We start from the raw sequence: 13,707 nt of genomic DNA on the forward strand, positions 1-13,707 counted from the left end.
AATCACACATGTATGCTTTCGCTGTTGGTTAAACTATCCGATGTTTGCTACGTTTAAGTGACACAGTCATTGGAAAGGTATGATTTATGAAAATAAATGTTCAAACACATCATGTATCAATTAACGACGAGTCACGCAAAGACATCGAAGGAAAATTCGAGAAGATATCTAACCATTTCCCATCACTGATTAGCTGCGACATCATCATTACAAAAGAGCACAGCAAGCATCAGGTTGAAGTGTTCACCAACTACGAAGGCGTACGTGTATCGGCAAAAGCTACTGGCGACGTTATGTACCCAGCAATCGCTTCAGCACTCAAGAAACTTGAAACGGGCCTGAGTAACCGTAAGGGACAATTGAAAGCAGACCTGCATGAGAAGCCAACAAGTACGAAGCCAGAAATTGCTTCAGATATCATCCAAGAGATGAAATTGGTATAACTCTATAATTAGAAGCGACCTAACTAATAGAAGTGCATGAACCAACAGAAGCGCATTAACTAATAGAAGCGCACTAAGGTTTTCAAAGCCAGCACATGTTGCTGGCTTTTTCGATCTATGGCCTCAAATGACCTTTCCGTAACTTTGATTTTAGCGATAAAAAGGTCTAGTCATCTCGTTCTTTCCCCACCCTAAAATCACCATCACTTTTAACAATCTTAAGTCACTGGTTGCTATAACAATAACGGATAGTATTTGGTACAGTTATAAGCAGTAATAGAGACAATAAAGGATATTTATTATGAGAAAAATCGCGCTACTTCTATTTCTATCCACTCAAATTATGGCTTGTACAGAAGTCGGAAGTGAAGCTTGGTGTACTGATATGAAAGAGAAACCTAAAGGCGACTGGACGGCTAATGAAGCGGGTGACTTTGCCAAGTATTGTATTTTCTAAACACACCGCAGCGTTCATTAACGATACAGATCGAAAGGCGTTTAACGACAAACTGATCACTCTATATAGCACTAAAAATCGAATAAGTGAGTTTAAGGATGGAACACCAACTAGGTAATGACTGGCAACACATCAACTGGGTATTAACCGACGTCGATGACACGCTCACTTGGCAAGGTTCACTCCCTCCAGAAACCCTGATTGCGCTACAGAAGCTGAGAGACGATGGAATCAAAGTGGTCGCAGTAACAGGAGCCTGTGCTGGTTGGTGCGATCATATTGCGCAACTTTGGCCTGTCGATGCCGTGCTTGGAGAAAATGGCGCTTTCTTGCTAGAGAAGCAAGATGGTGCATTACAGATTTCATCGGAAATACCGCTAGAACAAGTGCGTCAGAACCAAGCCAAGCTAAAACAACAAGTCGAAACGATCTTGTTGAATTACCCAGACTTATCTCTAACTTTGGACCAACCTTACCGCTTGTGTGAGGTCGCTATTGATATCGGCCAAAACCGTAAGCCTGTTGATCCTGAAATAGTGCAAGAGCTACTTGAGAGAATACATGCTTTAGGCGCACACGCGACGGCCAGCTCGATTCATATTAATGCTTGGTATGGAGAGCACTCAAAGAAAAACGCGGTGCATCGTTTTCTCGCAAATAAAGGCCTATCGATCGAACAGATCCATAACCAAGCCTGTTATGTCGGCGATTCAATGAACGATCAACAGATGTTCGAATCACTACCACTCACCGTTGGCGTGGCAAACATTAAGCATTATTGGGATAAGTTAGATCATCATCCAAGTACGGTAATGTCGCAGCCGGGTGGCTATGGGTTTGCAGAATTTGTGGATGCGCTATTGGCAATTAAAAGTTAAAAGCTAGACACTTAAAAATGAATCACGCCCTTCTAATCAGATCTCAGACCACTCTTTAGACATAAAAAAACGACCACTAGGTAGACCGAAGTACCTAGGGTCGTTTGAGCTTCAAAATGCTAGATAAGCTCTTAACTTTCACACAATAAACTGTCTATATGAGTTTATTACGGATATGGATCACTACAGCTTCAGCAATAATAACCACCGCAAAGATACTCACTAATACCATCGACACTTTTTGCCATTCAAACAAATTCTGCGCATCGTTGAGCACCACACCAATACCACCAGCGCCTACTAAACCCAATACTGCAGATTCACGCACATTGATATCCCACCGGAATAATACAATTGAGTAAAATGCTGGCATCACTTGTGGCCAATAACCTTTAAGCAAGATACTCATCCACGAAGCACCTGTTGCGCGCAGAGCTTCAATAGGCCCCATGTTCACTTCAGCAATCGCTTCCGCTAACAGCTTCCCTACAAAGCCGATACTGCGAATGGCGATCGCCATAATACCTGCGAGAACACCGGGGCCAAACAGTGCGATAAACAACAATGCCCAAACCAATGAATTCACTGAGCGTGAAGACACGAGAAAGAATTGCGCAACCCAGTTCAACGCTTTATTAGGTGTGATATTTGGCGCATTCAATAACGCTAACGGAATCGCAAATATCAAGGTAAATAAGGTACCTAATGTTGCGATGTGAAGTGTTTCAATCATCGCTGCGTGGATTGATTCAGGATAGAAGGCATAGTCCATTGGCACCATCCGCTCAAACATATCAGCAAACTGCGCTGGCGCGTCGTATAAGAACTCAGGAATCACTTCCACCGTTTGCCAAGACCAAACAATGGCACACACTAAGCTAAGGTAAACGGAAAACCGAGCCACGCGTTCGTTGGGTGTAAAGCGTTGCCACTCTCTATCGATAGATGCAGTAGTCATTAGAAGATTCTCCTAACAATATTGGAAAGGAATTCACCGACAAGAATCAGTGCGATAATGGTGAGTAAAATAGCGGCGACAAAATCGTAATCAAAACGCTGGAATGCCGAGAACAGCGTACCGCCAAGGCCCCCCGCCCCCACAATACCCACCATAGTGGAATTACGTAAATTCGAGTCCAGCTGGTAGCTAGCAAAACCAATAAAACGCGTGAATACCTGTGGCATCACCGCATATAAAATGACACTAATGAAACTCGCGCCTGTTGCCTTAATCGCTTCAACTGGTTTAAAAGAGATCTCTTCAATCGCTTCTGCAAACAGCTTGGCAATAAAACCAATCGATGCGAATACCAAGGTCAGGATCCCGGCCAAGGCACCAAAGCCCACCGCTTTCACGAATAGAATTGCGATGATCACCGGATGAAAAGAACGACATAGTGCAATGAAGCAGCGTATTGGCGTCGACACGATTGAAGGCATCATGTTTCTCGCGGCTAACAAGCCTAGAAACAGAGAAATGACGATACCAAAGAAGCTAGAGATAATAGCAATCTGCAAGCTCTCTGCTAAACCGCTCAATAGTAAGCTGGTACGCGAAAAATCAGGCGGAAACATTCTAGCGAGTAACCGCTCACTTTCACCAAAACCAATGATCAAACGGTCAAAGGTCAGCCCTAACGTCGAAAAGCTATAAAACAGATAAGCAACTATCGCAGCGATGATTGCTCGGTTAGTCCATGAGGTTCTGAACGGATTTTCGTGCTTCGAAATTGAACTCGCTGACGAAGATTCGCTTGTTGACGATGCACTTGTTGAAGAACTTGGGTTTAATCCAGCCATGACTCACCCCCGTAAATGATTTTTAGGTCTTCTTCTGAGATGCCTTCAGGGTTGCCGTCATAATGCACCTTGCCGTTACACATTCCGATGATGCGCTTGGCGTAACGCTTGGCTAAGTTCACATCGTGGATATTAACCAACACAGGGATGTTCTTCTGCTTGGCGAAGGTTTCCATGAGCTCCATGATCTCAACCGCAGTCTTTGGATCAAGTGATGACGTCGGTTCGTCAGCCAATAAGATATATGGGTCTTGCATCACCGCTCGAGCGATACCAACACGCTGCCTTTGCCCACCCGACAAACTGTCGGCACGTTGGTTTGCAAAGTCTTGTAGGCCTACAAATTCAAGTAACTCGAAAGCTTTTGCTAAATCTTGTGAGGAGTAGTTACGACGCCACGCATTCCAGGCTGTCATGTAACCTAAACGGCCACTCAACACGTTCTCAATAACCGTTAAGCGTTCCACAAGGTTATATTCTTGGAACACCATGCCGATGTGTCGACGCTGTTTACGTAGCGCTTGGCCTTTTAATTGAGTCAGGTCAGCGCCATCAAAAATGATCTCACCTTGGCTTGGATCGTTGAGACGGTTGATACAGCGCAGAAGCGTACTTTTACCGGTACCGGATGGACCAATGATCGCGATGATACCAGGCTCATCGATATCAATATTAATGCCTTTAAGGATTGGCTTGCCTGCCACGTATTCGTGGAAAAGGTTGTTTATCTTTATTCCTTCATAGCTTGCTACGGCCATACTGCATTTCCTTTTGCGAATTTTAAATGATCTATGCCCTACCCGCGAGGGCATAGATTGTTAGGTGAGGTAAGTATTCTGAGAGCTAGGTCTTGCGAGAAAGCTACGCCTTCAGAGAGAGCGAAGTCTCGAGAAACCTAATATTCTTAAAGAACAGAGCGCTAGCCGTTGTTCGCTTGTTTTGCTAGCTCAGCTGCTTTTTTCTTTGCACGTTTAGCCGCATCTTTTTCAGCCAGTTTCTTCAAGCCAGTTTTGGTGTAAGCCGTACCTGTCGCATGAGCGATATCACGAATTACATCCCACTCTTCTTTGTAACTGATTGGAGAGAAACGGTCAGCACCTTTAAACGATGCGCTCATTTCTGGTGTAAAGCGGTAGCTAAAGAAAGCCTCGTTGATCTTCTCAACAAGCTCTGGTTTTAGGTTATATGCGTAGCCGAAAGCAGACGTTGGGAAGCGTGGGCTTCGGTAGATTATCTTCAATTCAGAGTCGTCGACACGACCTGCTGCGACCATACGATCATAAACATCAGATGCCACAGGTGCCGCATCATAGTCTCCGTTGAAAACACCTAAAATAGATTGGTCATGTTTACCCGAGTAAAGCACTTTGTAATCTTCATCTGGCACTAGACCTTTCGCAGGGAATAACGCACGTGGAGCTAGGTTGCCAGAGTTGGAAGATGCAGAAGTATGTGCAACCTTTTTGCCTTTCAGATCAGTCATTGTATTAATGCCGCTGTCTTTACGCACAATGGTGATCAGGTTGTAGCCTTGGAAACCAGACTCATCGCCTTTGACCGCAATTGGAACGTAACCTGCTAGGTTAACGGCGTAGCCTGTTGGGCCCGTAGAGAAACCCGCAACGTGTAGTCGACCAGAGCGCATCGCTTCTACTTGTGCAGAGTTCGAGTGCACTGTGTAATAGATTACTCGCTTACCCGTAATTTTGCTTAGGTGAGCTTGAAAATCCGCGAACGCATCTTTGTATAACGCAGGGTCTTCTACCGGTGTGTAAGTAAACACAAGCGTACTTGGGTCGTTCCACTCATCTGGATTCTTTGGCGAATCGGCGACCAAATCTTGGTTTTCATCACAGTATCGATCGTCTAACACACCACGACTAGAGCAGTCGCTTGCCATAGCCATTGAAGGAAGTAGTAATGAGCTAGCGATTAACAGTCCTTTAACACTGATTTTCATATTCAAACCTTACTTTTACTTATTGTTGAAAGTCACCTTCACTATTGCAGCCTTTATGCCATGTTTTTATTAATTAAATTTCAACAACTTACAACAAAACCCAAAATAACTAATATCCTTTGAGTCATTTATGTCCAACGAAAAACTCATCATTTGGGTCATTTCTGTCCCGCCCAATTTCAGTGGTAAAAAAAGAGCCCGAAGGCTCTTTGGTTCACTGCTTTTTCTCTTATTATTTGGCAGAGCGATTAACTATCAACAGTCAAAATCAACGCCTAGTATCAGAGCAATCGAACCTTTCAGTATTTGCTTCATGTTTGTATCTCCTTGCAACAAGCAATTATTTTTCTAATGTCCTTTATTCGATCATTCAGTGTTGGATAACTGTCATGTTTTTTGACTCAAAACCGAATAACCTCATGTGGACTGACGCCACAATGTAGGGATTGCACGCTTTGCACCAAATACTAAAGTCCTTTTATTACAACCACTTGAAACAGTTAGCCATTCGACTAAAAACCAAATGGGTCATTGTTGTCTTGTACTTTTTCTTTTGGCTTTGGTTTGCTTTTCCATTGAACAAACACCTGAACGAATTAAGCCTTAAAGCTATCTTTATCCAACTGGTGTTTCTTCATTTTTCGATAAAGGGTTTTACGCGGTAAATTCAGCTTACTCGATACCTCGTTAATATTACCTGCGCTTTCTATCAACGCTTCGGTCAGTACATTTCTCTCGTACTGCTCCATCTGCTTTTCAAAGGCAAAGTCTTCTCCGGACGTTTCACAAATTGGCGATTGAAGATCGAAGCCATCACCGACGATACCCAACACAAACCGATCAGCGACATTGCGTAATTCACGCACATTACCCGGCCATTCATGTCGGCATAGCTGCTGTATCTGCTCGGGGTAAATCGTCGATGGGCGCGTCTTGTATTTGTGGCTCGCTTGAATCACAAAGTGGCGAAACAGCACCTGAATGTCTTCTTTTCGTTGGCGCAGTGCCGGAAGGTTTAAGCTCGCGATATTAAGACGATAAAAGAGATCGGCTCTGAACTCCCCTAATTCACTCAAGCTCACAAGATCGGCTTTACTGGCTGCGACCACCACAATATCGACGGGTATGAGTTCATTGCCGCCAACACGCTCGATCATTCGCTCTTGAATCACTCGTAGCAGTTTGATTTGTACCGTAATTGGCATGCTCTCTATTTCATCAAGAAACAGCGTACCGCCATTGGCTTGTTCTATTTTGCCAATACGCTTCTTATTCGCGCTAGTAAACGAGCCCGCTTCATGACCAAACAACTCACTTTCGATAATGCTTTCAGTCATGCCGCCACAGTTGATCGCGACAAAGGGCTTCGCCTTACGACGGCTAAATTGATGCAACGCGCGAGCTATCACCTCTTTGCCCGTTCCCGTTTCTCCGTTGATAATGGTATCAACGCCAGTATGCGCCAAAGCGAGCACTTGCTTACGTATCGTATCCATCGCTTTTGATTGGCCGATAACCACAGATTCAATCGGTAACTCCTCTTGCTCATCGCCGTCCGAGGTTAAAGGGCAATTGTGCTGACATTGTGTCAATGCGAGATCGAGCTTTTCCACCAGCTCGCTGGCATTGAGTGGTTTTTCTAAAAAATCGAAAGCACCCAGCTTCATCGCTTCTATTGCCATCGGAATATCACCGTGGCCACTCATTAACAATACAGGAACATTGGCCGCTCGGTGTTGAATTGAACTTAACAGAGTCAGTCCATCCACTTGTGGCATTCGTACATCACACAATACAACCGACTGACTGTTTGCTTTGAGCGATTTAAGACCAAGGTTAGGATCAGTAAAAGTAGTCACGCTAAACCCTTCTAGCTCCAACATTTCACTCACAGCGTCGACAACATCGATTTCATCGTCGATAAGAACTATATGTTTATCTGAAGTCATGAGTCTGTGCCTTTTAGTAAAGTGACGATAAAAGTGGTGCCTTGGTGTTCAACCGATTCCACGTGAATTGAGCCACCAAAGTCTTTTATTATGTTGTATGCGATAGATAAGCCGAGCCCAAGCCCTTTGCCTGTTGTTTTACGGGTATAAAAGGGGTCGAACAGATGCGGTATATCCTCTTCAGAAATACCTGAGCCGTTGTCATTAACTGAGATCTGAATAGTATGTGAGAGCTCGTGCGTAGAAATTCTGAGTTGAGGTTGCTCTTTGTGTTCAACGGCATCCAAAGCGTTACTGATCAAATTAACCAATACCTGCTCTAAGCGAATACTGTTAGCTCGAACCATCAGGCTATTTTTCGGTGAGAACTGAATCGACACTTTGGTCTGCCTGGTTTCAAACAGATCAATCGCATCACCAATCACTTTCTGCAGTTCTACGTTCTCAATCTTGCCGTCGCTCTTACGCGAAAAGGCTTTCAAGTGACGAGTAATCGCTGCCACTTTCTCTAACAGCACTTCTATTTTCTTCAGATTCTCTTGCGCTCGTTCTGGCCTTTGCTTGTCGATCCAAAGCTGCGCACTGCGAACGTGACTATTTACGGCCGTTAATGGTTGGTTGATCTCGTGTGTGATCCCGACACTTAATTGCCCCAACGCAGCCAGTTTTCCGGCTTGGACCAATTCGTCTTGGGTCACTCTCAATTTGGCTTCGGCTAAGGTGCGTTCTTCAACTTCTGCCTCTAATTTGCGATTGGTTTGCTTGACGATTTTGGCCGTGGTCTGGAATACTTTTAAATACTTAGCCATTTGTGTCACTTCGTCTTTGCCGCGAATCGAGACTTCGGTATCTAAATGTCCCGTAGAAATCGCGAACATATTGTCTTTAAGCTGCAAAAGCCTTTCTAGAATGCTTTTACGCACGTAGAACCATGAAATAGCAGCGGCCGCCAACACGCTAAACAGAGAAAGAAAAAGAGAGAGTTGTTGGTTCGATTGTAAAGACAGCTGCGCTTGCTGAATCGATTGGTCAATATTGCTGTTCACCTTGCTGGTGTTGCTTTCGATCTGCACGGTTAACTGATTCAAATGTTCACGGCTGTTTTGCAGAAAGTATTGTTCTTGATAGAGATGATCAAGCGCTTTGTTTTTTAATCCATATAAGCTGCTATCGCTTGAGGCGAGGTTATAAATCACCGTGAGTTGATGATCTAATTCAGGAAAATCGCTTCGTAAATCACCACTAACCCAAAGTTTCCACCATTCTTCACCAACCTGTTCCAAGCGGTAACTGGTGTAATCCAACTCATTAAAGCTTGAGTCGTTATACAGCTTCTCGACTAAGCCTAATTGGTAATAAAGCAGAGATTTTAGCTGTGTGTACTGAATTTGATCTTTGGCTGATTGAGGTAAGTTATCAATTGAATCACTGGCCTGCTGCAGTAGAGGATAAAAACCTTCGAGCAAATTACGAAGTTCTTGATTGAGCTGTTCTGACTCAATCTCACTTTGATACAACAAGCTAAGGCTGTTATTAACTTGGGCAATAAGATCTTTAAAATAGGCATGATAGTCAGGGAACTGAACCATAACGCTATTCATCACGGAAATAGCGTCTTCGATTTTTAGCATCGCCTGTTTGCGCTCTAAATTCGATTCAGCGTCACCAAGTTGAGATGACTTCGTGATAATCACTCGTACCATGTCGTTAAGGCGAGCAGCATTATCTAAGGCAGGGATTTCTCGCTCTTTTAGCTCAACAAGGCGTTGGTTTAGATCGTCAAAAGTAAAGCTGGAGACAACTGAAAGGAAAATGGTGGTCATCGATAACATAGCCAATGCCAACACCAAGCGCAGTTCGATGCCTTTCCAACCAAACCACTTACGACGTGGAATTTTGACCGAAAACGGGCGCTCAAACCTGTCTTTATTTTCTATCACCTTGGAGATATGACTGTTCACTCGCTCCACCCTCTTTTCATTAAGAATCAATAGCCATTGGTCAATGATTCAGATAGTTAGGGCGACGCCTTACTCAACCTCGCATCGAATAGCTTTAGTGAAGCTATTAAATGAAGAGTAATCATTAACATTTCAGATAAGATATCATAACAATTGTTTTATGAAGCTTGAGCTGTCTGTTTTGCGATAATAGAAAGTGACCGCACCGACAGAAACGTGATTACTTTATCAATACCAAGCTAAATAAGTGAATGCATCACTCTCAGCCAAGTAATAAAAGTCGAATATTATTAGTCAGTTAAGATTTATCGATACAAAAAATCGCACAAGCTTTCACTCATGCGATTTCATTGATGTCATACCCATCGACTAACCCGAAGCTCAATGAGCTTAGAGAATGATCATCCCATCTCGATAAGTCAGAGCAGGAGAAACGTCTTGGCCAAGTAAGACTGGGCCATCAAGGTCGACAATCTCAGATTGAACTGCAATAGGCAGCGCTGCACGCATCGCCAACGATGTACCAAGCATACAACCAGACATCAGAGTAAAGCCGAGCCTTTGAGCTTCTTCTGCAAGCGCCAAGGCCTCTGTTAAACCACCGGTTTTATCAAGCTTGATGTTGACCATTTCATACTTACCCAACAGCGATGAGATCTGAGAAGTGGTATGACAGCTTTCATCAGCACACAGTGGGATCGGGTGCTTGATGTGTGCCAGTGACGCATCGTGCTGTTGTGGTAACGGCTGTTCGATCATCGCAATATCAAACTCTGTCAGTTGATTAAACAACTCTTCGAGATTCAATCCTGTCCACGCTTCATTGGCATCCAGTACAATTTGGACATCTGCCGCGGCTTCTCGCACTGCGCGAACACGCTCTACCACTTGCTCGCCGTCAAGCTTCACTTTCAGTAATTTCGCACCATTCGCAACATAATCACGAGCTTGTGTTGCCATCGCTTCTGGTGTGCCAATCGAGACCGTCATTGCGGTAACAATTTGCGCAGGTAACTCAAATAAGTTATTCGGGAATATCTGTTCATTCTGCTGCGCTTCAAAATCCCAAAGTGCACAATCTATAGCATTACGCGCAGCCCCTCCTGTCAATAAAGACTGAAGATGATCTCTTAATTCTGCGGGATCGGTCATACCACGCTCAAAAACCGTTTCAAGTGAACTCGAAGCTTGTTTAATTTGCGTCAACACAGACTCTGATGACTCACCATAACGTGGATAAGGCGTGCACTCACCTTGAGCTTGCTTGCCATCATGGTCAATGTAAACACGAACAACATGACACTCTGTTCGGCTGCCTCTAGAGATGCGAAAAGGCGTCTGCATCGCGATAGTAATAGGTTCTGCTGTAATCTTCATAATTTCACTCGATTGATGTTTGCTTTAACAAATGAAAACGTAGAAATGATGAAAGCGTTATAATGAATGTCGCAAATGATCAGTAATGTGTTGTACACCAAATCGCACTGGATCCGTCACTGGCACTTGATAAAGTGTGGTCCATTTTTGGCACAATGTCTCAGCTTCTTCAATGCTAATCGCTGATGTATTCAGGCAGAGACCTACCAGTTTTACCCCTGGGTTTGTCAGTCGTGCCGCTTGCAAGTTCGCTTCAATGGTTTGTTCGATCGTTGGCAGCTTGGCATGTGGTAAGTTGCGAATATGTGGTCGCCCAACTTCATGACACAACACCAAAGCGTCAGCTTGTGCGCCATGCAATAACCCCAAACTCACACCCGCAAAAGACGGATTGAATAACGAACCTTGGCCTTCAATGATGTCCCATTCGTGGTCGGTAAAATCGGGGCTAATCGCTTCAACCGCGCCCGAAATGAAATCCGCAACGACAGCATCAATCGAAATACCGCTGCCAGCGATCAAGATACCAGTCTGCCCTGTCGCTTTGAACTGAGCAGATGTTCCCGCTTGTTTAAGCGATTCTTCAATGGCTAAAGCCGAGAACATTTTGCCTACAGAGCAATCTGTTCCGACCGTAAGAAGACGCTTACCTTGACGTGGCTTACCGTTACCAACCTTTAGATCACCATCAAAATGGCGTACATCATGGAGCTTAGTCAATCCTCGCTGTTGCGTCTCAGCAAGCGGTGAAAATTCACTCAAGCGCTGGTGCATGCCCGATGCAATCTCAAGTCCCATTTCTGCCGCGGCTAATATCGTAGGCTGCCATGACTCAGGAATAACGCCGCCCGGGTTTGCGGTGCCAATCACTAGCGTTTTCACCCCCTGTGCTTGTGCCTGTTGTAAGGTCATATCCGTTAGACCAAGAGAAACCGTATTGCCTGTTAAACGCAGTTGGCCTAAACAGATTTCTGGTCGCCATTGGTGAATACCACGCGCTGTTTTTGCGGCGAGTGGGTCGGTAACATCCCCAAGAAAAAGAAGGTAAGGTTGAGCGATAGACATGAGCATTCCTAGTTAATAAGTCCTTGTATGGATTTACTTTAGTTAAGAAATTTGAAGCTGCCGAATGCTTATTTATCGAATGCCTATAACGCAAGGTTATAGGTGAAAAGTTAAGTAATGCTCAAAAAAGTGAGGAGTTAGAAAGAGCACTGTAATGCTGAAATGAACTGCTTAACCGCAATCGACTGTGGCGAGTGTTCCGCACACAAAATCGAAACTGAGAATTGTATGTCTGGCTTCAGTGGCAACATGCAAACCGCTTCATCATCTTGGTATTGAGCGGCCGTCCACGGATCCACAATCGCAAGCCCCGCTTGGTGCTTCACCAGTTCCGCAGCTGCACTGTAACCACGAACGGATATCGGATGGTGATAATGCTCATCTCGCGCTATCAAGCTTTGATGCAGCAGCAAACCCAGCGGATCTCGACTATCAAGCCCGATGATTGGCAGCGGAGAATTGATCAGATCATCCAAGGTCAATTCCGTGGGTAAATGATCAACTCGATCTGATGGAACCAGAACCTTCAGTGATTGGGTCAATAACGTTTCAGCCAATACCGCCGGCGGCGCTTCATCCCCAAACGCAATAGCAACATCTAACTCATGCTTTAAAAGCCCAGCGCACAGTTCGTCGCGGTTGGCTGTCAGTAACTCAAAAGAGAGTTCTTGATCGCGAGACATTTGGGCGATCACTGGTGTCAGTAATTTGGTTGCCAGAATCGGCGGCGCACCAATGCGTAGATGCTGATGGCCTAGCTTCACTTTGTTGGTCAAAGAACGAAACTGCCCCAACTGCTGATAGACCTTCTCCGCTTCTGGCAACAAAGTTTTGGCTTCAACCGTTGGTACTAAACGCCCTTTAACTCGTTCAAATAAACCAAAACCGAGTTGCTGCTCAGTGTGCGCCAAAATACGCGTTACATTGGGTTGCGACACGTGCAGATTACGCGCAGCTCCAGATACGGTGCCGGTCTGCATAATGGCGTAAAAGACTTCCAACTGTCTTAGGTTCACATTGATGTCCTTATGGTTCAACAAGCAAGCTCAAGTTTTGGTTGTTGTATTGGCAAAGTTGTTATCTATAAAGTTGTCTCTTTATATAGCTGCCTGTGTGGTGCTATCAAACTGAGCGAGTAACCCTTCAATATGAGGCTTGAGAGGTTAATACGAGTGCTTAACTGCTGCAGTTCTTTAAGGAAAGATAACCTCTCTAGTAAAGTATAGAGAGAGTGGCTTCTCCGATTGCTTACAGGATAGGTAACACGACAAGAAGAGATTTACTTTTCTTTGATTAGCAGATGATTACGGTTATCGCGGCTTTTTTTAATAAGCTCGTTGCTCTCGTCCATTTCATCTGACTTTGCAAGACGATCATAAAGCAGAACATTCACTGTTGCTGCCAAATTCATGCAGCCAACCGTTGGCACATAAACAACATGATCCGCTCTATCAGCTACATCTTGAGAAATAGACCCGTCTTCCGGGCCAAAAATATAAATAGCGTTTTCTGGATGTTTAAAACGCGGAAGCGATGTTGCACCTTCTGCAAGTTCTACACACACAATTTGAGTTTCAAGCTCAAGATTATCTAAGAATGACTCCACGCCAGTAAGCGGGATCGTACGCGCTGCACTCTTAGTATCAGTGTGGAATTTCGCGGCTTTTTCGTAACGTTGCCCTGTGTATTTAACTTCATCGACTTGGTAACAACCTGCCGCGCGCATAACAGCGCCGACATTCGTCGGGCTCTTTGGGTTAGTTAAACCAATAGTCACATGGCTTTTGTTCATGAATTTTCTCACTTAACGAATAGGC

General features: G+C 44.5%; 13 protein-coding genes. 3 read left to right on the forward strand and 10 right to left on the reverse strand.

What is annotated here, in order from left to right; genetic code table 11:
* The first annotated feature begins 86 nt into the window (after positions 1-86).
* The 3 genes from hpf to OCU50_RS17245 all read left to right on the forward strand — a co-directional run bounded on the left by hpf (position 87) and on the right by OCU50_RS17245 (position 1,778).
* The gene (gene hpf, locus OCU50_RS17235) at positions 87-443 is read left to right on the forward strand and encodes a ribosome hibernation-promoting factor, HPF/YfiA family (protein ID WP_017054839.1); all 357 of its coding nucleotides are present in this window, start codon (positions 87-89) and stop codon (positions 441-443) included.
* 301 nt (positions 444-744) lie between these two features.
* On the forward strand, positions 745-900 hold the full coding sequence (locus OCU50_RS17240) for a DUF3012 domain-containing protein (protein ID WP_082710365.1): 156 nt from the start codon (positions 745-747) through the stop codon (positions 898-900).
* A 98-nt stretch (positions 901-998) separates the two neighbouring features.
* A complete protein-coding gene (locus OCU50_RS17245) occupies positions 999-1,778 on the forward strand; it encodes an HAD-IIB family hydrolase (RefSeq protein WP_060468950.1) in 780 nt (259 codons plus the stop codon).
* A 154-nt stretch (positions 1,779-1,932) separates the two neighbouring features.
* On the opposite strand, the gene phnE (OCU50_RS17250) is transcribed toward OCU50_RS17245, so the two are convergent.
* From phnE (OCU50_RS17250) to OCU50_RS17295, 10 genes are all read right to left on the reverse strand, one after another.
* On the reverse strand, positions 1,933-2,736 hold the full coding sequence (gene phnE, locus OCU50_RS17250; protein WP_060468951.1) for a phosphonate ABC transporter, permease protein PhnE: 804 nt from the start codon (positions 2,734-2,736) through the stop codon (positions 1,933-1,935).
* On the reverse strand, positions 2,736-3,578 hold the full coding sequence (gene phnE, locus OCU50_RS17255) for a phosphonate ABC transporter, permease protein PhnE (protein WP_060468952.1): 843 nt from the start codon (positions 3,576-3,578) through the stop codon (positions 2,736-2,738). The genes phnE (OCU50_RS17250) and phnE (OCU50_RS17255) overlap by 1 nt, the downstream gene beginning before the upstream one ends.
* Entirely contained in the window at positions 3,566-4,336 is a 771-nt protein-coding gene (gene phnC / locus OCU50_RS17260; RefSeq protein WP_060468953.1) for a phosphonate ABC transporter ATP-binding protein, read from the reverse strand. Before phnC ends, phnE (OCU50_RS17255) begins: the two co-directional genes overlap by 13 nt.
* A gap of 161 nt (positions 4,337-4,497) precedes the next feature.
* Positions 4,498-5,538 carry a phosphate/phosphite/phosphonate ABC transporter substrate-binding protein gene (gene phnD / locus OCU50_RS17265; RefSeq protein WP_060468954.1) on the reverse strand — a complete coding sequence of 347 codons (1,041 nt, stop codon included), beginning with the start codon at positions 5,536-5,538 and terminating at the stop codon, positions 4,498-4,500.
* Positions 5,539-6,134: 596 nt separating this feature from the next.
* Entirely contained in the window at positions 6,135-7,487 is a 1,353-nt protein-coding gene (locus OCU50_RS17270) for a sigma-54-dependent transcriptional regulator (RefSeq protein ID WP_060468955.1), read from the reverse strand.
* Positions 7,484-9,457 carry a sensor histidine kinase gene (locus tag OCU50_RS17275; RefSeq protein ID WP_060468956.1) on the reverse strand — a complete coding sequence of 658 codons (1,974 nt, stop codon included), beginning with the start codon at positions 9,455-9,457 and terminating at the stop codon, positions 7,484-7,486. Before OCU50_RS17275 ends, OCU50_RS17270 begins: the two co-directional genes overlap by 4 nt.
* 381 nt (positions 9,458-9,838) lie before the next feature.
* Positions 9,839-10,825, reverse strand: coding sequence for an N-acetyl-D-Glu racemase DgcA (dgcA, locus tag OCU50_RS17280; protein WP_060468957.1), 987 nt, complete (start codon positions 10,823-10,825; stop codon positions 9,839-9,841).
* 57 nt (positions 10,826-10,882) lie between these two features.
* Entirely contained in the window at positions 10,883-11,890 is a 1,008-nt protein-coding gene (dgcN, locus tag OCU50_RS17285; protein WP_060468958.1) for an N-acetyltransferase DgcN, read from the reverse strand.
* A gap of 137 nt (positions 11,891-12,027) precedes the next feature.
* On the reverse strand, positions 12,028-12,906 hold the full coding sequence (locus tag OCU50_RS17290; protein WP_060468959.1) for a LysR family transcriptional regulator: 879 nt from the start codon (positions 12,904-12,906) through the stop codon (positions 12,028-12,030).
* Between the two features lie 263 nt (positions 12,907-13,169).
* Positions 13,170-13,682: an RNA methyltransferase gene (locus OCU50_RS17295; RefSeq protein WP_060468960.1), complete on the reverse strand. Its 513-nt coding sequence runs from the start codon at positions 13,680-13,682 to the stop codon at positions 13,170-13,172.
* Positions 13,683-13,707: the final 25 nt, after the last annotated feature.

Origin of the sequence: Vibrio toranzoniae (assembly GCF_024347655.1) — a bacterium.
Taxonomy (GTDB): domain Bacteria; phylum Pseudomonadota; class Gammaproteobacteria; order Enterobacterales; family Vibrionaceae; genus Vibrio; species Vibrio toranzoniae.